Here is an 18,707-nt window from a genome sequence, read left to right as displayed (position 1 = left end):
CATGCATTTTCAGCAAGTACAACAGGCCTTTGTTGCCCATATTAAAAACCCCGAGCTGCCAATGCCTGAGGGCATAGCTGAAGATCGGATGGCGGTGTATCGCGAGCTGTTTTTTAATAATGTGCAGGGCTTTGTCAGCAGCGCCTTCCCGGTATTAAAAAGCCTGTATCCGCAAGTACGTTGGCAGGCATTAGTGCGGCAGTTCTTTATCCACTTTGCCTGCACCAGCCCATACTTTTTGCATATTGCTGAGCATTTTCTGCATTTTTTACAGCAGGATTATCAGCCCCAAGCTGAAGATCCGCCTTTTTTACTGGATTTGGCCCATTACGAGTGGGCGGAACTTTATCTTGCGACTAAACAACTGCCGCAGCAAGAGCAGCCATTAGCCGCTGCGCAGTTAACTGAAGTGCCGCTGGCGCTGTCGGAGTTGACTATGCTGCTGGCTTATCCGTATCCGGTGCATCAGATCAGTAGTGAGTTTCAGCCACAAGCGGCTGGCGAGGTGCAGTGTTATCTGCTGTATCGTAACCGCGATGATGAGGTGAAGTTTGTGCTGATAAACCCGTTAACGGCAGCACTGCTGAATAACCTGCAACAGGCGCCTGGCAGTAGCCTTATGCAGTTAGTCAAGGCGCTTGCGCCTTTAGTGCCGCAGCTGGACAGCGACACCTTGCTAAGCGGTGCCAGCGCTATATTGCAAGACTTTGCCGCAAAAGGCCTGTTGGTGTCTTTTCAAGCAGAGCAAAATTCATTACCATAAGCGCCCTTAATTCCACTGATGTCAAAAGAGTAGTGCAATGGCTGACGAGAAGTTTAAAGAGTCGTTTAACCTGTGGCAGTTTCTGGCCCTGGTAGCAGTGTTTGTGTCATTGCTGTGTTTAGCGCCAATAGTGCGTTGGCTGCAAATTCTGGCGTAAGCTGGCAGTAGTGTCGAAGGCCGCCCAAGGGCGGCTTTTTTGTCCCGCCGGGACCCTAACTTAAAAGGTTTGTAACATGGATAAGCAGGCGTTAGCAGCTGAATTAAAACAGGTTATTAAAACGGTTGTCGACTACCCCAAGCCGGGCATAGTGTTTCGTGATGTCACCAGCTTAATGCAGGATGGCCCCAGTTTTAAAAAAGTGATTGATGCCTTTAGTCACTTCTATGCCGATAAAGGTATTACCAAAATTGTTGGTACTGAGTCGCGCGGCTTTATCTTTGGTGCGCCGCTGGCTTATGCCTTGGGCATCTCTTTTGTGCCGGTGCGCAAACCGGGTAAACTGCCACGTGAGCGTATTTCACAGCGTTACCAGCTGGAATACGGTGAAGATGCCTTAGAGCTGCACGCGGATGCGATTGCTCCGGGCGATAAAGTGTTACTGGTAGATGATTTGCTGGCCACTGGCGGCACTATTGATGCCACGGCTAAGTTAGTGCGTCAACTGGGTGGTGTGGTAGAAGATGCTGCCTTTGTTATCGCGCTGCCAGAGCTGGGCGGGGTAACGCGCCTTGAGCAAGCCGGGTTAAATATTTTAAGTCTGGTTGAGTATAGCGGCGAATAAGTTTAGTCTGTCAGCCTAATCCGAGAAAGACAGCAGCCGTTATGAGTTATCAGGTTTTAGCCCGCAAGTGGCGCCCGCAGCATTTTTCCCGTCTGGTCGGGCAGGACCATGTTAAAACCGCGCTGGGCAATGCGCTTAGCAATAACCGGCTGCATCATGCCTACTTGTTTACCGGCACCCGCGGTGTCGGTAAAACCACCATAGCGCGTATCTTTGCCAAAAGCTTAAACTGCGAGCAGGGGGTTACCGCTACCCCCTGCGGCCAGTGCTCGGCTTGCACTGAGATAGACGCCGGTAACTTTGTCGATTTACTGGAAATTGATGCGGCGTCGCGCACCAAGGTAGAAGACACCCGGGATTTACTCGATAACGTGCAGTATGCCCCCAGCCGTGGCCGCTTTAAGGTATATTTGATAGACGAAGTGCATATGCTGTCTAAACATAGCTTTAATGCGCTATTAAAAACGCTGGAAGAGCCACCGCCGCACGTCAAATTTTTACTGGCCACTACCGATCCGCAAAAGCTGCCGGTCACGGTATTATCCCGCTGCCTGCAGTTTAATTTGCTGGCGTTAAGCCCGGCCCAGATAGAGCAACATCTGACGTATGTGCTAAACGAAGAGCACATCAGTTTTGAGCAAGCTGCGCTGGCGCTGTTGTCGCGCGCCGCTAAAGGCAGTTTGCGCGACTCGTTAAGTTTAACCGATCAGGCCATCGCGCAGACCAACGGTAATATCACGTTGGATGCGGTGCGCACTATGCTGGGCTTGTTAGACCAAAGCTGGGCTCAGCAGTTACTGCAAGCGCTGATTGCCCGGGATATCACGCTGCTACAGCAGCAATTGGCGGCCTTAGTGCAGCAACAAAGTAATTTCGCCCAGGTGCTGGATGATATGCTGTCGCTGTTACATTTGGCGGCCTTAGCTCAGTTGAGCCAGCAAGCGGCCGCATTTTCCCAGCAGCAGGCTTTTGTTAAAACGCTGGCTGATAGCCTGGCACCGGCGCAAATACAGCTGTACTACCAGTTACTGATCAGTGGCAAAAAAGAATTGCCCTATGCGCCAGACCCACTCACCGGGCTGGAGATGGCGCTGTTACGCGCGATGGCGTTTGTGCCGGAAGGTAAAACCGCCGTCGCGGCACCAACGTCTGGTGTGGTAATGCCAGCCATGTCGTCGCTGACACCGCCTGCGCCGGCAGCACAGCATCAGCCAACGCAGGCTGTACAAGCCTTGGCTGCACAGCATGGCCCAGACACGGCTGAGTCTGGCATAGTTACCCAAAGCGAGGTTACCCAAAGCGAGGTTACCCAAAGCGAGGTTACCCAAAGCGAGGTTAGCCAAGGTGTTAACCAGACAAAAGCCGGGCAAAATACTGACACCAGCACAGCAGCGATAACGGCTAATGACGAGCTGCAACTGGATGCAGCCACCGCCCGCATTATGGCGCGTCGTGGTGTACAGTTAAACGCGCCAATTAGTGGCAAACCTGTCGTCGTTAACCCGACTGAGCCAAGCCAGTCAACGCCGAGCCAGCAAGGGCCGGACAGCATAGTGCCAGCAGCGCCGGAAGCGCCTGCGCCAAAAAAGTTTGAGCGCCCAGAGGCGCCTGAGCAACCAGCGTCTGAATACACACTGGCGCCTGAGCAAAACGATGCTGCTTATGACGATAGGCTCGTCGCTGAAGATACGGCCATTGCTGATGATACGGAGGATGCCGACAGCGCGGCTTACGCTGCAGTAAGCGATGCGCTATGGCAGCAGTATGAGCAGGACGCACCGGCTCAGACTGAGGCATTGTTGCCTTTTGATGGCAGTATTGACGAGCAGAATTTTTCGGTACGTTTTGCCGCTCAGGTTGATGCCTGGGCCGCCCGGGTGGAGACACTGGACACCGGTGGTTTAAGCCGGCTGTTTTTACTCAATGCGGCGGCCGAGCAGAACGGTAATCAGTTAACCCTTAGGGTAGCGCAAAGCCAGCAACATCTGGATAGTCCGGCGTTTCGTACTAAGTTACAGCAGGTGCTTGAAGCGAGCTTTAATCTGCCGCTTCAGGTGGTTATTCAGTATCAGCCCGAGGTGGCACAAAGCCCGTTGGCCATTCAGCAGCGTATAGTGCAAGAGCGGCTGGCTTACGTTAGCCGGTTGCTACAACAGGATGAAAAGGTGCAGCAACTGCAGCAATTGTTTAATGCCGAGTTGCTCACCGACACCATAGTAGTCAACTAAATAAATAATGGCGCACTAACAATCTGATGCCAGCAGAGCGGCTTGTAATTTGCCGGCGAAGTTATTATCTTAGCCGCCATTAATACCGGGTGTCGCAGTACACTTTTAACTCACTTTTACAGCAGGACACAGCTTATGTTTAAAGGCGGTATGGGCAATATCATGAAGCAGGCGCAAGCCATGCAGGAAAAGATGCAGAAAGTGCAGGCTGAAATTGCCGCAATGGAAGTCACTGGTGAAGCCGGTGCCGGCCTGGTTAAAGTCACCATGCTGGGCAACCATAATGTGCGCCGTGTCAGCATTGACGACAGCCTGATGCAGGACGATAAAGACATGCTGGAAGATTTAATTGCCGCCGCCATTAATGATGCGGTGCGCCGGGTTGAAGAAACCAGCAAAGAAAAAATGGCGGCCGTAACCGGCGGCTTGCAGTTACCTCCCGGCATGAAAATGCCATTTTGATGAACCGTTTAACGCCGCTGCTGCAGCAGCTGATTGACGCACTGCGTATTTTGCCGGGCGTTGGGCCAAAATCGGCCCAGCGTATGGCTTTTGCTTTGCTGGAGCGTAACCGCGAAGGTGGGCTGCAGCTGGGCGCTGCATTGCAGGCGGCGATGACGAAAGTTGGCCATTGTCAGCAGTGTCGTACTTTTTGTGAAACTGAGCTGTGCGCTATCTGTGCTGAGCCTGCACGCCGTGCCGATGGCCTGCTGTGTATCGTTGGCACCGCTGCCGATCAGCTGGCGATAGAGCAAACCGGCCAGTTTAATGGCCGTTATTTTGTGCTGCAGGGCTATTTGTCACCGTTAGACGGCATAGGCCCACAGGATTTGGGCCTGGATTTGCTGGCTAACCAACTGGGCGCCGGTGATATAAACGAAGTGATCCTGGCCACTAATCCGACGGTAGAGGGCGATGCCACGGCCTTTTACATTGCCGAGCTGTGCCATAAACAGCAGATAAAAGTATCGCGCATTGCCCAGGGCATTCCGGTGGGTGGCGAGCTGGAATTTGTCGATGGCACCACCTTGTCACATGCCTTTAGTGGCCGTAAGGCATTTTAAGCGCTAAAACCCTGCTTGAAATCCGGTTAATGCTCCCCATATTAGTTGTCATTACGCGGCTGCCGGTGCAGCCCTTTATGTAACTGCAACTTTTCATGTGTGAGGATAACCACAATGAGTGACACCACAGCCACCTCCAGCGGCCAGAAGCAAACCCACGGCTTTCAGGCAGAAGTAAAACAGCTGCTGCAGCTGATGATACATTCACTGTACTCCAATAAAGAAATTTTCCTGCGTGAGCTGGTGTCAAACGCCTCTGACGCGGCCGACAAACTGCGCTTTTTAGCTTTGTCGGATGGCAACCTGTACGGTGATGATGGCGAGCTGCGCGTACGCATCAGCCTGGATGAAAAAGCCCGTACCCTGACTGTCAGCGATAACGGCATTGGTATGACGCAGGAGGAAGTGATTAGCCATCTGGGTACTATTGCAAAGTCCGGCACCAAAGAGTTCTTCTCGCAGTTATCTGGCGATCAAAGCAAAGACTCCAAGCTGATTGGTCAGTTTGGTGTCGGTTTTTACTCAGCCTTTATCGTGGCGGACAAGGTGACGGTGCGTACCCGTAAAGCCGGCGCGGCTGCCAGTGCGGCGGTAGAGTGGGAGTCGGCCGGTGAGGGCGATTACAGCATTACGCCTATTACTAAAGACAGCCGTGGTACTGACATCATCCTGCACCTGCGTGAAGGCGAAGATGAGTTTTTAAGCCGCTGGAAAGTCGAAAGCATTGTCACCAAATACTCTGATTACATTAGTATTCCGGTTGAGCTGTGGCAGGAAGAGCAGCCAGAGCGCGACGGTGCGGATGGCGAGAAAATCGCTGCTGTGCCAGGCCACTGGCAGGCGGTGAATAAAGCCACAGCGCTGTGGACCCGCGATAAGTCTGATATTAAAGATGAAGAATATCAGGAGTTTTATAAGCATATTTCGCATGACTGGAATGAGCCGTTAAGCTGGAGCCATAACAAGGTAGAAGGTAACAACAACTACACCAGCTTGTTATATGTGCCGAAAAAAGCGCCGTTTGATTTATGGAACCGCGAAGCCCGCCATGGCCTGAAGTTATACGTGCAGCGCGTATTTATTATGGATGACGCTGAGCAATTTATGCCAAGCTACCTGCGCTTTATCAAAGGGGTACTGGACTCCAGCGATTTGCCGCTTAACGTGTCGCGTGAAATTCTGCAGGACACTAAGGTAACCCAGGCGCTGCGTAAAGGCTGTAGCAGCCGGGCACTGAAAATGCTGGAAAAGCTCAGCAAAGACGCTGAACAATATCAGGCCTTCTGGAATGAATTTGGCCAGGTGTTAAAAGAAGGTCCGGCAGAAGATTTTGCCAACAAAGAGCAAATTGCAGCCTTATTGCGCTTTGCTTCAACCCATAATGAAGACAGCACACAAAATGTGGCGCTGGCCGATTATGTCAGCCGGATGAAAGAAGGCCAGGACGAAATTTATTATATTGTTGCCGACAGCTACGCTGCCGCCAAACACAGCCCGCATCTAGAAGTGCTGCGTAAAAAAGGCCTGGAAGTGTTGTTGTTATCAGATCGGATCGACGAGTGGCTGGTGCAGCACCTGCCGGAGTTTGACGGCAAAAAGCTGCGCTCTGTCGCCAAAGGCAACCTGGATTTGTCTAAGCTGGATGATGATGAAACCAAAAAAGCGCAGCAAGAAACCGAAAAAGCCTTTGCTGATGTGATTAGCCGGGTGAAAACCGCGCTGGGCGAGCAGGTAAAAGAGGTGAAAGTCAGCCATCGTTTAACCGAGAGCCCGGCCTGTGTAGTAACCGATGAGTTTGATATGAGCACCCAGATGATCAAACTGATGGAGTCGGTCGGACAAAAAGTACCGGACGTGAAGCCCATTTTTGAGCTGAACCCTGAACACCCGTTAGTTAAGCGTGTCGCCGACGAGCAGGATGAAGAGCGCTTTAAGCAGTGGTCGCAGGTGCTGCTGGATCAGGCGCTGTTATCCGAGCGCGGCAGCTTAAAAGATCCTGCCAGCTTTGTCAGCCGCTTAAACGGCTTACTGTTGTCACTGGCGAAGTAATTCGCCGTCTTTGGCTATGGTTTAGTAAGGTGCTAAACCATAGCTTTGCCTTAAACTTTAGTCGTAGTTTCAGCTGACTAAACTGCTATTTTTAGCCGCTTGGCCAGCAAAAGCGTGGCCACACGGCATTTGTGCAAGCCTTCGACTAAACGCCAGTAAAATAGCCAGACCAGTTGGCGGTGGCCGACAAATTTCTTGTTTCAGCTGGCGCATTATGTAAAGATCCAGCCTTTAATATTAACGGATCAATCCCAAAACATGAGGGTGTTGCTATGCGCATAATTTTGTTGGGTGCCCCGGGTGCCGGTAAAGGAACCCAGGCTCAGTTCCTGATGAGTAAATATGGCATTCCACAAATTTCTACCGGTGACATGTTGCGTGCCGCCATTAAAGCCGGTACCGAACTGGGCCTGGCAGCAAAGCAGGTGATGGACGCCGGTCAGCTGGTATCTGACGATATCATTATTGGTCTGGTAAAAGAGCGCATTGCAGAGTCGGATTGTGCCAAAGGTTTCTTACTCGATGGCTTCCCGCGTACTATCCCGCAGGCAGACGCGATGAAAGAAAAAGGCATTAGCATTGATCACGTAATTGAATTTGACGTGCCGGACGATGTGATTGTTGAGCGTATGGCCGGCCGTAGGGTACACCCAGCGTCTGGTCGCGTTTACCATATCAGCTATAACCCGCCCAAAGTGGCTGGTAAAGATGATGTGACCGGTGAAGATTTAGTGATCCGCCCGGATGATGTAGAAGAAACCGTACGTAAGCGTCTGGCAATTTACCACGAGCAAACCAAACCGTTGGTAGGTTATTACCGCGCTGAGGCCGAAGCCGGCCGCACCCGCTATCACCATATCGACGGCACCCAGGCTGTAGAAGCAGTAACCGCCCGGTTAGTGGCTTTACTGAGCTAAGCTTACCGGCTTACACACAAAAGGAAGGCTGCTGCCTTCCTTTTTGCATTTATTAGCAATTAAACGCCGGTAAAGTTTGCCATCATCGGGCTGGCGGTTAAAACAATTACTGCGTTTGCGTTATTTTCCTGCTAAGCTCGCTGCTGTGTTTAGCAAAACTATTACTGCCGATGCTGCGAACAAGCGTGCTGTTACTGCTCTTACTCAGCCTGAGTTTACAGGCGCTGAGCCTGTCTGTACCGGCAGACGAAAGACATCTTTCTGCTTCCTCTTCGCATCAATTGCTGCACTTTTTGGCCGAACCTCATACCCACGATGAGGCAGACCCAACCGTTATTACGCTGGGGTTTAGTGCAGAAGCCAGAGAGCATGTAGCCTGTGATGCACACAGTTGTAGCCTGATGTTATTTCATGACAGCCCGTTAAGCTGCGATCTGCTGCACAGCGCGCCAGATTTTAGCTATTTACAGTTTTTGCCTGATCCTTTCCTGCAACGCACTACACCGCCACCCAGAGCCTGAGCAAACAGCCGTTAACAATACGCTGCTACCGGTATACCGGTTGGCATGTTTTGCCTATTCAACTCTGGAATTTATATGATATTGCATTACTGCAAGCCATTTTGTATGGCATTGATGTTACCTGCACGGCTAACGTGTCTGCTGTTTTTATTGGCGGCGCCGCTGAGCTCAGTCAAGGCGGCCCCGGGAGCTCACGGGCCAAATGGTGAACATTTAACTACCGACACTACTGCGCAAACCACACTGCTGCCACGTTTTGAAACTTTTAGCGAACAGTTTGAGCTGGTTGGCGAGCTGCAATCACAACAGCTGGTGCTGCATTTGCACCAATATCAGACTAATGCTGCGGTGATGCATGCTGAGATTGAGCTTGAGACGGCTAACCTTAGCAGCAAAGCACGCTTTATTGCTCAGCAGCAGCATTACCTGCTGCAAGATACTGCACTGCTGGAGCAGCTGCAGCAGCAAGGCCGGCATGAAATTATTATTACGGTGATAACCGACGACGCGGCCGATCTGCTGACGGCCAGCCTGGAGCATAAGGATGCGGATGACGAGCACGGCGATACCGCTCATCATCAGCAGCATGGCCATTTTCCCTGGTGGACCTTAGCTTTGCTACCAGCTTTTGCTGGTGGCATGTTGTTTCAGCATAAGAGGGCAGGCCAATGAGACGCCTATTGCTAGTAACCACAGTGTGTGTGGCCATGTTAAACAGTGGCAAAGGGCAGGCTGCGCCTGGGGCTCATGGCCCCAATGGCGAACACCTAACGGCTGGCGGACCAGTGCAAGGCCAGGTAACCGGCCGCCAGGCTGATGGTTCAGTACAGATGCCAATGGCGCAGCAACGTGCGCTGGGCATTATTACGCAATTGGCACAGCCCGGCAGCAGCGCCGCTTATGTACTGCTCGATGGCATAGTGCGGCATCACCCTGACGGCCGTGCTGTGGTGCAGCCCAGTAGTGATGGGCGTTTGGACAGCGGGCCAAACGGGTTACCGGTGTCCGGTCAGCGGGTAAAGGCTGGCGATGTGCTGGCTTATGTGCGTTATCAGGATACCGCTTATGAGCTGGCCAGCCAAAACAGTGAACTGATTGCGCTGCAAAGCAGTGCAGAGCAGGTATCACGCGATATTAAACGGCTTGAAGCATTGGGCAATTTAGCCGCGCAGCAACAGCTGGAGCAACTGCAAACCGAACTTAACCGGCTAACACAACAGCAACAGCAATTGCAGCAGGGACTGCAAAGCCCGGAGGTGCTGCTCTCGCCAATGTCTGGCATAGTGCATAGCGATAACCTCAGCCGGGGCCAGCGAGTTAAGGCCGGTGATACCTTATTTGAGATCATTGATCCGAGCCGGCTAATGGTAGAAGCACTCACCAGTGATGGTGCTGTGCTGTCACAGCTTGACAGTGCCAGTGCCCGCCAGGCTCCTGGCATTTCCCTGCAGTTTGTCGGTCACGCCGCCAGGTTAAAGCAGGGGCAAATTCCGCTGTATTTTGTGCCGCAGGCCGCTACGTCAGGTGCAGTGCCGTTATTGCTCAATCAGCCGGTGACCTTACACGCAAAGTTAAAGCAACAGGTTGAGGGCATAGTTTTGCCGGCGCAGGCGGTGGTGCCTAATAGCGCCAATTTGCCGGTGGTGTGGATTAAGCTGTCGGCCGAGCGCTTTTTACCGCAACTGGTGCAGTATAGCCAGCTGGACCCTGAACATGTGCTGATCCGGCACGGCCTGGGGGCAGATAACCGCGTCGTGGTGCAAGGCGCTTCTTTGCTCAATCAAGTACGCTAAGGAGCCAATACAGTGTTTACGACTTTGGTGCAAACCAGCCTGCGCCAGCGCATTTTGGTGCTGGCAGTGGCGGCTATTTTGCTATGTTATGGTCTGTGGCAGGCGCCACGATTACCGGTGGACGTGTTTCCCGATCTGAACAAACCTGTGGTAACGGTATTAACTGAAGCCGGCGGAATGGCGCCGGAAGAAGTTGAACAGCTGGTCAGTTTTCCACTGGAAAATCTGTTGAACGGTATTACCGGCGTAACACGGATCCGCTCCACCTCAGGTATCGGTTTGTCGATTTTATATATCGAGTTTGATTGGGATACCGACATTTACCGTAACCGGCAGTTGGTTGCTGAACGGTTAAGTCTCGCCCCCGGTCAATTGCCACCCGGAATAGCGCCTGTGATGGGGCCGGTATCGTCTATTATGGGCGAAATCATGTTACTGGCGCTGCCACTGCAAACCGACAGCGCGGCTACACCCATGCAAGCGCGTGAGTATGCCGACTTTGTGCTGCGACCACGTTTATTAGCGCTGCCTGGTATTTCGCAGGTGATAGCCATCGGTGGTGAAGTCCGCCAGCTGCGGGTTGAGCCTGATATGGTGAAACTGCAGCAGCTGGGCATTAGTCTGGCGCAGTTGCAACAGGCGTTAACGGATTTCGCCGCGAATCGCGGAGGGGGTTTTATTGATCTGGGTAACCGTGAGTACCTGATCCGGCATCTGGGCCGCACTCAGCAGCTGGAGGATCTAAGCCGGTTAGCGGTAGGCTGGCAGCAAGGGTTGCCGGTAACGCTGGCGCAGGTGGCCAAGGTCAGTTATGCCGCCGCGGTAAAGCGTGGTGATGGCGGCTTCAATGCTATGCCGGCAGTGATCCTTAATGTACAAAAGCAACCCGGAGCCGACACGGTACAGCTAACCGCTGCTATTGAACAGGCGCTGGCTGAGATGAGCACTGCTCTGCCGGCCGGGCTTAGTGCACCTAAAGTGCTGTTTCGCCAGGCCGATTTTATCAGCGCCTCAGTGGCGAATGTAACCGAGGCGCTGCGTGATGGCAGCATTATGGTGGTACTGGTGCTGTTGGCATTTTTACTGTCGGTGCGTACTACGCTGATTTCTCTGTTGGCTATTCCGTTGTCATTGGCGATAACAGTGCTGATATTTCAATGGCTGGGCTTGTCGATCAACGTGATGACACTGGGAGGGCTGGCCATAGCCATAGGCGAGTTAGTTGACGACTCGGTGGTTGATGTGGAAAACATATTGCGCCGGCTAAAACAGAATGTGCAGCTGACAACGCCGGCACCGGTGCTAAGCGTTATTCTGCGTGCCAGTGTTGAGGTGCGCTCAGGTATTGTGTACGCCACGGCCATTGTTATTCTGGTATTTGTTCCACTGTTTGCGTTGCCGGGTATTGAAGGGCGGCTGTTTACGCCACTGGGGATCGCCTACATTGTCGCTATTCTGGCCTCGCTGTTGGTGTCGATGACTCTAACGCCGGTGCTTTGTTACTACCTGCTGCCGAATATGCAGCAGCTGCAGCATGGAGACAGTGCGCTGCTGCGTGTGTTAAAGCGCTCACAAGGCCTCTGGCTTGACTGGGCGTTACCGCGCAGCCGGGCAATATTACTCAGTGCCGGCGGCTTAATGTTGTTAGTGGCTGCCACCGCTGTGTTGCTGCCCCGGGCTTTTCTACCGGCCTTTAATGAAGGCTCGCTGGTGCTGGGGGTGCTGTTTCAGCCCGGTACCTCTTTGCAGGAAACTAACCGCATGGGCGCGCTGGCAGAAAGCTTGTTATTGTCGGTGCCTGAGGTGCATCAGGTTGGCCGGCGAACCGGCCGCGCTGAGCTGGATGAACATGCCGAAGGGGTGCACTCATCGGAAATTGATGTGGATTTACTGCCCTCTGCGCGCACGCGCGAACAGGTACTGGCCGACATCCGGCAAAAGCTGGCAGTGTTACCGGCCCAGGTGGCGATAGGTCAGCCTATTTCACACCGGCTGGACCATTTGCTGTCTGGCGTCCGGGCACAACTGGCAGTGAAAATATTTGCCGATGATTTGGATAGTCTGCGCATCAGTGCAGAGTTAGTGCGCGAGCAACTGGTTAAGGTGCCTGGCCTGGTGGATGTGACAGTGGAAAAGCAGGTGCTTATTCCCCAGTTATCCCTGCGGCTTGATCAAAGCGCGCTGGCGCAGTATGGCTTAACACCCGGTGAAGCGCTGCGCCAGCTCAGCATGCTGACGGAAGGCACTCACATCACCGACATTATTGATGGCGTCAAGCGCTTCGGGTTGGTACTGCGCTTAGCGGAGCAACAACGTACGCCGGCTGAGCTTGGCAAAGCCCTGTTAAACAGCCCGGCTGGAGCTATACCGGTGTCTGCCATAGCTGATATCGCCTTACTGGATGGCCCAAACCAGATTAACCGTGAAAATGGTCAGCGCCGTATTGTACTGTATGCCAACAGCACAGCAGATGCCGATGTCAGTGCCTTACTGGCGCAGGTGCGCGCTATTGTTGCTGACACTAAACTGCCCGGTAGTAGCTTTGTCAGCATTGAGGGGCAGTTTCTGGCGCAGGAGCAAGCTATGCAGTTGTTACTGCTGCTGGCGGTTATCGCCTTTAGCTTAATTTTTATGGTGTTGTATCTGCGTTATCAGTCACTGGCCTTTGCCAGCATTATTATGGCCAGCCTGCCAATGGCATTAACCGGCGCAATACTGGCAATGTGGCTGACGCATACACCGCTGTCGGTAGCGTCTGTGGTGGGCTTTATAACCCTTACCGGCATTGCTGCCCGCAACGGTATTTTAAAAATCAGCCATTATTTGAATTTATGCCGGCATGAACATCAGCCATTTAACCGGGCATTAATTATACGGGGTGCACAGGAGCGTTTAGCACCGGTGTTGATGACGTCAATGGTGACGGCTTTTGCGCTGGTACCGCTGCTATTGGCTGCTGATCAGCCCGGTAAAGAAATACTGCATCCGGTAGCGGTAGTGATTTTTGCCGGCCTGGTAAGCTCAACCTTACTGGATACCTTACTGACACCGTTACTGTACTGGTGGTTTGGTGAAAAACCAACCCAAAAGTGGTTGCAGCAAGGTTCTGCTGAGTTGATGTAATTAACGCGACAGGTTTATTGACAACACCTGTGATAAGTTTGTCACAACATTCTAAGAGAGAAATAATGAAAAATTACCTGTTACTCTGGGTTGCTGCCGCCCTGCTACTGTTAAGCGCCAGTGTTGTGGCACACAGTGATGCCAAACCTCAACACGGTGGGCTATTGCAAAGCAAGTATGATCTGAACTTTGAGCTGGTACGCGCCGCTGACGGTGTACGCTTGTATGTGGATGATCACGGTGAGCCGGTGGCAACAGAGCCACTAAGTGGCAAAATTATGTTGCTGGCTAAAAGCGGCAAAACAGAAGCGCCGCTTACCTCTGCCGGCCCCGGTCAATGGTTTGCGCCAGGGCTTAATATCGCTGATGGGGCCAAAGTGGTTGTTACCCTGACCAACATCAATAATGACGTAATGACAGTACGCTTTAGCTTTTAACTGTCAGTGGTCGCCGTGGTAGTGTTGGCAACAAAAAGCCCTGAATAATCAGGGCTTTTTGTGTCAGCGTGATAGCGCTCAGGCGACTTTTTCGCTGTTCAGCAGCGGCGCAGTGGCCTGCGCTGTACTATTACCAATGCTGATTTTGCGCGGCTTTAATGCTTCAGGCACTTCGCGCACCAGTTCAATATGCAGCAAGCCGTTGGCCATGTGGGCGCCGGTGACTTTGATATAGTCAGATAACTGGAATTTACGCTCAAAGTTACGCTCGGCAATGCCCTGGTGCACAAAGCGGCGGCCTTCGTCCTTGCCGGCTTTTTGGCCTTTTACCAGCAAAGTATTATGTTCAGTTTCAATACTCAGTTCCTGCTCCTCAAAGCCGGCTACGGCCATAGTGATGCGGTACTGATCTTCGCCGGTAATTTCAATATTGTACGGCGGGTAAGCCGGCTGCTTTTCATTACGGGCGGCGGCGTCCATTAAATTGGCCAGATGATCAAAGCCAATAAATGAGCGGTAGAAAGGTGTTAAGTCGATATTTGTCATAACCAATTCCTCATTAGCAAACAGGTGTTGTGTTGCCCTTCGTTTGAACGGGCGTTAACGCTGACAGCACAGCGGCTGTCGTTATATTTCAGGTGCCGTATCCGGCCACCTGCACTGTTAATAAGGTCGGTTAACTAAGTTTCAAGCGGCGGCAGACAAAAAAATTATCTGCCATAGCTGATCAGGTGTGGGTTTATTTTTTCGCTACAAGTTGTTGTAGCGCAGTTAGCGCGGCAGCGTAATCCGGCTCTTTTGCCAGCTCGTCGACAAGTTGCTGATACACCAGCTTGCCTTTGGCATCGATAATCAGCACAGCCCTGGCCAGCAAGCCCATGTCTTTAATTAATAAGCCGTAGTTGCTGCCAAAATCGCGCCAGACGGCGTCTGATAACACCGGCATGCTGTTAATCTGCTCTTGCTGACAATAGCGTTTTTGCGCAAAAGGCAGGTCAGTACTGATAGTCAGCAGCACCACATCGTCGGTTAAGTTTGCTACCTCACTGTTAAAGCGTTTGGTTTGCAGTGAACAAATACCGGTGTCAATGCTGGGCACCACACTTAACATCACCGTTTTACCCCGGTAATCTGCCAGGCTAACGGTTTTAAAATTGCCGTCGACCACTTTAAAACCAGGGGCCTTGGCACCCAGCTCCACTTTATTGCCCAGCAACACTATCTGTTGGTTACCGGCTTTTACCTTGCTTAAACGCTCTGGTAATCTGGCCTGTAAGTCGATGGCGATACTACTGGCACTGAAGGTGGCAAACAGCACGGCCAGTATTGCCTGGCGGCGAAAACATGATTGGGCTGGCGATTTAGCAAACATGGTACAGCTCCTGTTAATAGTGAAAGCATTAATACTAATATGCTGGTGCAGCACATTTTTTTATACTTTATGCCCTAAGCGGGGATTTCAGTCTAGACTGAAATGAAGCCCGAATTGAGTGAGGCGCCGATGACCGTAGCGGTACTAATTTGTGACGACTCTAACCTGGCACGCAAACAGCTTGCCCGGATTCTACCACAGGAGTGGCAGAGCCAACTGTTTTTTGCCGGCCATGGCGCAGAGGCACTGGAAACCCTGTTAAAACACAACATTGACTGGTTGTTTCTCGATTTAAATATGCCGGTAATGGATGGCTATCAGGTGCTGGCTGAGCTAAAGCAGCGGCAAATGCAGCTGAATGTGGTGGTGGTATCGGGCGATGTGCAACCCGAGGCCATCGAGCGGGTGAAAAGCCTGGGCGCCCTCGATTTTATCCGCAAACCGGTGGATAGCGCCAAACTGGCGCAGCTGATGCAGCAACATGCAATAACAGTGCAGACACCGGCCAAAACGGCGCCGCTTAAAACAGCCACGGCTGCGGTTGAACTCAGCGCCGAGATGCGCGATGTGCTGCAGGAGCTGACCAACGTGGCGATGGGGCAGGCCGGTGATTTGCTGGCGCGGCTGTTAAACGTCTTCGTCAAACTGCCGATTCCAAATGTGAATTTAATTGAAGTCAGCGAATTGCATATGGCGCTGGCTTCGGTAGAACATGAGTCGACAACGTCTGCTGTGTGTCAGGGCTTTATTGGCGGCGGTGTCTCTGGCGAGGCGCTGCTGATTTTAACCGACTCCAGTTTTAAAGATATCGCCAGACTAATGAATTATCAGGGCGAGCTAACGGTAAAAGTTGAGCTGGAACTGCTAATGGACATTGCCAATATCTTAATCGGTGCGGTGTTAAAAGGCCTGGCCGAGCAAATTGATATGAGTTTTAGCCAGGGCCACCCTGTGGTGCTGGGCCAGCATGCTACCGTTAGCGAGCTGATTAAAGCTAACGCCAAACGCTGGAAGAAAACTCTGGCAATAGAGCTCAGTTATGGGATCGAGAACTACCATATCAGCTGCGATTTGCTGTTGCTGTTTACCGAAGACAGCCTGAAAACGCTGAACTACAAAGTTGCATTCTTGCTGGAGGGCTGAAGATGTCACAAGCGCAGGTGGAGGTATCAGAAGTACACTGGCTGATGGACATGTTTCAGACGGTCGATGTGGGGTTGGTGGTACTCAACTGTGATTACCGCATTCAGGTGTGGAATGGCTTTATGGAGAACCACAGCGGCTTAACACCGCGCCAGGTGCGTGACCGCTATTTATTTGATCTGTTCAGTGAAATTGATGAAGACTGGTTAAGGCGCAAATGTGACCCGGTTATTTTACTGAAAAATCGCGCCTTCACTATCTGGGAGCAGCGGCCGTATATTTTCAAATTCCGTAACTACCGGCCCATTACCGGCAGTGCCGAATATATGTACCAGAACAGCACCATTTTCCCGCTGACCGATGCGCGCGGCCAGGTGACACACCTGTGTTTTATTATTTATGACGTGACCGACGTTGCCGTAAGCCGGATTGAGCTGGAGTCGATGAATGGCCGCTTAAAGCAGCTGACCAAAACCGACTTTCTTACCCAGCTGTTTAACCGCGGCCATTGGGAAGAAAATTTAATTCAGGAATTTAAACGGCTGCAGCGCTATCAGCACAAAAGCACTTTGTTAATGTGTGATATTGACCACTTTAAGCGCATTAACGACACCTTTGGCCATGCCGCCGGCGATGTGGTGATCCAGGCTATTGCCGATGCGGTACGTAACAATTTGCGCGCCACCGATATTGCCGGCCGTTATGGTGGCGAGGAATATGCGGTGTTGTTGGTGGATACGCCATTAGCGCAAGCCGCGGTGTTGGCAGAGCGGCTGCGTAAATCTGTTGAGGCAATGTCCATTGCATATAACGGCCAACAGCTAAAAGTCACGCTTAGTCTGGGCCTGGCTGAGTACCATAGTGGTATGACAGAGCACCGGCAGTGGATTGAAGCGGCCGACAAGGGCTTATATCAGTCTAAAGCCAATGGCCGCAACCAGCTAACCTGCTACAGTGCAGACTCACCGCTGTTATAAATCGCCCTGCTCCGGGCAGCTGGCTAACAGCTCGGTACTACCATCGTCGTTTTGCTGCTCCAGATAAACAGTAAAACCCCACAGCCGGTGCAGGTGCTTAAGTACCTGCAGTTTGCTGTCTGCCAGCGGCACCCGGTTTTGCGGAATATAGCGCAGGGTTAGCGAACGATCGCCATTTAAGTCGACGTTGTACACCTGAATATTCGGCTCAATCTGGCTCAGGTTGTATTGCTGCGACAACATGGTGCGAATTTTCTGATAGCCCTCGGCATTGTGAATGGCCGCCACTTCCAGGCTGCTGTCCTCGTCATCGTCAATAATGGCAAACAGGTGAAAATCGCGGATCACCTTAGGCGATAAATACTGGCTGATAAAACTCTCGTCCTTAAAGTTTTGCATGGCAAAGTGCAGCGTTTCCAGCCAGTTACTGCCGGCCAAATCAGGAAACCACTCTTTATCCTCGGCAGTAGGCTGCTCACAGATGCGGCGAATATCACTGAACATGGCAAAACCCAGCGCATAGGGGTTAATGCCGGAATAATATTTACTGTTGTACTCCGGCTGCGCCACCACATTAGTATGGCTGTGCAGCACTTCCAGGATAAAGCGGTCGCTGACTAAACCTTCATCGTACAAATGCTGCAAAATGGTGTAATGCCAAAAAGTGGCCCAGCCCTCGTTCATCACCTGGGTTTGTTTTTGCGGATAAAAATACTGCGAGATTTTGCGCACTATGCGCACAATTTCACGTTGCCAGGGTTTAAGTAGCGGGGCATTTTTTTCAATAAAATACAGGATGTTTTCCTGTGGTTCAGCTGGGTAGCGGCTGCTTCGCTGCTCGGTGCTGGCGGCGCGGGTCGGTATAGTGCGCCATAAATCATTTACCTGTGACTGCAAATAACTCTCGCGCTCCTGCTGGCGGCGCTGCTCTTCATCTAACGAGATTTTCTGTGGTCTTTTATAGCGGTCAACACCATAGTTCATCAGCGCGTGGCAGGAGTCCAGTGTATCTTCTACTTCGCTGATGCCGTATTTTTCCTCGCACTGACTGATGTAGTTTTTTGCAAACATCAGATAATCAATAATGGAGCCGGCATCAGTCCAGGTTTTAAACAGGTAGTTGTTTTTAAAAAACGAGTTATGGCCGTAGCAGGCATGCGCCATCACCAGTGCCTGCATGGTGATGGTGTTCTCTTCCATCAGGTAAGCAATGCAGGGGTTGGAATTAATGACAATTTCATAGGCCAGCCCCATATAGCCACGCTTGTATTGCTGCTCGGTCTGGATAAATTTTTTCCCGTATGACCAATGGTGATACCCAATCGGCATGCCAATACTGGAATAAGCATCCATCATCTGCTCGGCGGTGATCACCTCAATCTGGTTGGGATAGGTATCTAATTTATAAAAGGCGGCCACCCGCGCAATTTCACGCTGATAAGCGTCCAGCAGGTCGAACGTCCAATCCGGGCCATCGGGTAAACACTGGCTGGTTTTGGCTTTTGCTTTGGCCATAGATGCACCTCACGACAAATTAG

Annotated in this window: 17 protein-coding genes; 14 read left to right on the top strand and 3 right to left on the bottom strand. The window is 51.9% G+C overall.

Going from position 1 to position 18,707, the window contains the following annotated elements; genetic code table 11:
• The first annotated feature begins 1 nt into the window (after nt 1).
• From RNAN_RS11405 to RNAN_RS11350, 12 genes are all read left to right on the top strand, one after another.
• Nucleotides 2-763 carry an HvfC family RiPP maturation protein gene (locus RNAN_RS11405; RefSeq protein ID WP_008221891.1) on the top strand — a complete coding sequence of 254 codons (762 nt, stop codon included), beginning with the start codon at nt 2-4 and terminating at the stop codon, nt 761-763.
• A 233-nt stretch (nt 764-996) separates the two neighbouring features.
• Nucleotides 997-1,545, top strand: coding sequence for an adenine phosphoribosyltransferase (gene apt / locus RNAN_RS11400; RefSeq protein ID WP_008221887.1), 549 nt, complete (start codon nt 997-999; stop codon nt 1,543-1,545).
• Between the two features lie 41 nt (nt 1,546-1,586).
• Nucleotides 1,587-3,773 carry a DNA polymerase III subunit gamma/tau gene (gene dnaX, locus RNAN_RS11395; RefSeq protein WP_008221886.1) on the top strand — a complete coding sequence of 729 codons (2,187 nt, stop codon included), beginning with the start codon at nt 1,587-1,589 and terminating at the stop codon, nt 3,771-3,773.
• A 135-nt stretch (nt 3,774-3,908) separates the two neighbouring features.
• Nucleotides 3,909-4,235, top strand: coding sequence for a YbaB/EbfC family nucleoid-associated protein (locus tag RNAN_RS11390; RefSeq protein ID WP_008221884.1), 327 nt, complete (start codon nt 3,909-3,911; stop codon nt 4,233-4,235).
• Nucleotides 4,235-4,837 carry a recombination mediator RecR gene (recR, locus tag RNAN_RS11385; protein ID WP_008221883.1) on the top strand — a complete coding sequence of 201 codons (603 nt, stop codon included), beginning with the start codon at nt 4,235-4,237 and terminating at the stop codon, nt 4,835-4,837. Before RNAN_RS11390 ends, recR begins: the two co-directional genes overlap by 1 nt.
• 114 nt (nt 4,838-4,951) lie before the next feature.
• On the top strand, nt 4,952-6,886 hold the full coding sequence (htpG, locus tag RNAN_RS11380; protein ID WP_008221881.1) for a molecular chaperone HtpG: 1,935 nt from the start codon (nt 4,952-4,954) through the stop codon (nt 6,884-6,886).
• A gap of 272 nt (nt 6,887-7,158) precedes the next feature.
• Entirely contained in the window at nt 7,159-7,803 is a 645-nt protein-coding gene (gene adk / locus RNAN_RS11375; protein ID WP_008221877.1) for an adenylate kinase, read from the top strand.
• A gap of 185 nt (nt 7,804-7,988) precedes the next feature.
• Nucleotides 7,989-8,324 (top strand): hypothetical protein, encoded by a 336-nt coding sequence (locus tag RNAN_RS11370; protein WP_008221875.1) that lies wholly within the window; start codon nt 7,989-7,991, stop codon nt 8,322-8,324.
• Between the two features lie 105 nt (nt 8,325-8,429).
• Nucleotides 8,430-8,996 (top strand): hypothetical protein, encoded by a 567-nt coding sequence (locus RNAN_RS11365; RefSeq protein WP_040552037.1) that lies wholly within the window; start codon nt 8,430-8,432, stop codon nt 8,994-8,996.
• The gene (locus tag RNAN_RS11360; RefSeq protein WP_040552036.1) at nt 8,993-10,117 is read left to right on the top strand and encodes an efflux RND transporter periplasmic adaptor subunit; all 1,125 of its coding nucleotides are present in this window, start codon (nt 8,993-8,995) and stop codon (nt 10,115-10,117) included. The genes RNAN_RS11365 and RNAN_RS11360 overlap by 4 nt, the downstream gene beginning before the upstream one ends.
• Nucleotides 10,118-10,129: 12 nt before the next feature.
• Complete coding sequence (locus RNAN_RS11355) at nt 10,130-13,240, top strand: efflux RND transporter permease subunit (protein ID WP_008221871.1); 3,111 nt, start codon at nt 10,130-10,132, stop codon at nt 13,238-13,240.
• A 65-nt stretch (nt 13,241-13,305) separates the two neighbouring features.
• Nucleotides 13,306-13,677 carry a hypothetical protein gene (locus RNAN_RS11350; protein ID WP_008221869.1) on the top strand — a complete coding sequence of 124 codons (372 nt, stop codon included), beginning with the start codon at nt 13,306-13,308 and terminating at the stop codon, nt 13,675-13,677.
• 78 nt (nt 13,678-13,755) lie between these two features.
• Here the strand turns inward: RNAN_RS11350 and RNAN_RS11345 are convergent, their stop codons facing one another.
• Both RNAN_RS11345 and tpx read right to left on the bottom strand, forming a co-directional pair.
• Entirely contained in the window at nt 13,756-14,223 is a 468-nt protein-coding gene (locus RNAN_RS11345) for an Hsp20 family protein (protein ID WP_008221867.1), read from the bottom strand.
• Between the two features lie 193 nt (nt 14,224-14,416).
• Entirely contained in the window at nt 14,417-15,049 is a 633-nt protein-coding gene (gene tpx / locus RNAN_RS11340; RefSeq protein WP_008221865.1) for a thiol peroxidase, read from the bottom strand.
• Nucleotides 15,050-15,151: 102 nt separating this feature from the next.
• On the opposite strand from tpx, the gene RNAN_RS11335 reads away from it, so the two are divergent.
• A complete protein-coding gene (locus tag RNAN_RS11335; protein WP_237739913.1) occupies nt 15,152-16,192 on the top strand; it encodes a response regulator in 1,041 nt (346 codons plus the stop codon).
• A 2-nt stretch (nt 16,193-16,194) separates the two neighbouring features.
• Nucleotides 16,195-17,169, top strand: coding sequence for a sensor domain-containing diguanylate cyclase (locus RNAN_RS11330; protein WP_008221861.1), 975 nt, complete (start codon nt 16,195-16,197; stop codon nt 17,167-17,169).
• Here RNAN_RS11330 and RNAN_RS11325 read toward each other — a convergent pair.
• Nucleotides 17,164-18,684, bottom strand: coding sequence for a SpoVR family protein (locus tag RNAN_RS11325; RefSeq protein WP_008221859.1), 1,521 nt, complete (start codon nt 18,682-18,684; stop codon nt 17,164-17,166). The two genes, RNAN_RS11330 and RNAN_RS11325, sit on opposite strands and share 6 nt — an antisense overlap.
• Between the last annotated feature and the right edge of the window lie 23 nt (nt 18,685-18,707).

It is taken from the genome of Rheinheimera nanhaiensis E407-8, from assembly GCF_000296695.1.
Classification (GTDB): domain Bacteria; phylum Pseudomonadota; class Gammaproteobacteria; order Enterobacterales; family Alteromonadaceae; genus Alishewanella; species Alishewanella nanhaiensis.
This window is presented reverse-complemented; position numbering and strand designations above follow the sequence as displayed.

Coding starts and splice junctions, on each gene's coding strand:
- RNAN_RS11405 (WP_008221891.1), top strand. CDS start 2: ATGCATTTTCAGCAAGTACAACAGGCCTTTGTTGCCCATATTAAAAAC.
- apt (WP_008221887.1), top strand. CDS start 997: ATGGATAAGCAGGCGTTAGCAGCTGAATTAAAACAGGTTATTAAAACG.
- dnaX (WP_008221886.1), top strand. CDS start 1,587: ATGAGTTATCAGGTTTTAGCCCGCAAGTGGCGCCCGCAGCATTTTTCC.
- RNAN_RS11390 (WP_008221884.1), top strand. CDS start 3,909: ATGTTTAAAGGCGGTATGGGCAATATCATGAAGCAGGCGCAAGCCATG.
- recR (WP_008221883.1), top strand. CDS start 4,235: ATGAACCGTTTAACGCCGCTGCTGCAGCAGCTGATTGACGCACTGCGT.
- htpG (WP_008221881.1), top strand. CDS start 4,952: ATGAGTGACACCACAGCCACCTCCAGCGGCCAGAAGCAAACCCACGGC.
- adk (WP_008221877.1), top strand. CDS start 7,159: ATGCGCATAATTTTGTTGGGTGCCCCGGGTGCCGGTAAAGGAACCCAG.
- RNAN_RS11365 (WP_040552037.1), top strand. CDS start 8,430: ATGGCATTGATGTTACCTGCACGGCTAACGTGTCTGCTGTTTTTATTG.
- RNAN_RS11360 (WP_040552036.1), top strand. CDS start 8,993: ATGAGACGCCTATTGCTAGTAACCACAGTGTGTGTGGCCATGTTAAAC.
- RNAN_RS11350 (WP_008221869.1), top strand. CDS start 13,306: ATGAAAAATTACCTGTTACTCTGGGTTGCTGCCGCCCTGCTACTGTTA.
- RNAN_RS11345 (WP_008221867.1), bottom strand. CDS start 14,223: ATGACAAATATCGACTTAACACCTTTCTACCGCTCATTTATTGGCTTT.
- tpx (WP_008221865.1), bottom strand. CDS start 15,049: ATGTTTGCTAAATCGCCAGCCCAATCATGTTTTCGCCGCCAGGCAATA.
- RNAN_RS11335 (WP_237739913.1), top strand. CDS start 15,152: ATGAAGCCCGAATTGAGTGAGGCGCCGATGACCGTAGCGGTACTAATT.
- RNAN_RS11330 (WP_008221861.1), top strand. CDS start 16,195: ATGTCACAAGCGCAGGTGGAGGTATCAGAAGTACACTGGCTGATGGAC.
- RNAN_RS11325 (WP_008221859.1), bottom strand. CDS start 18,684: ATGGCCAAAGCAAAAGCCAAAACCAGCCAGTGTTTACCCGATGGCCCG.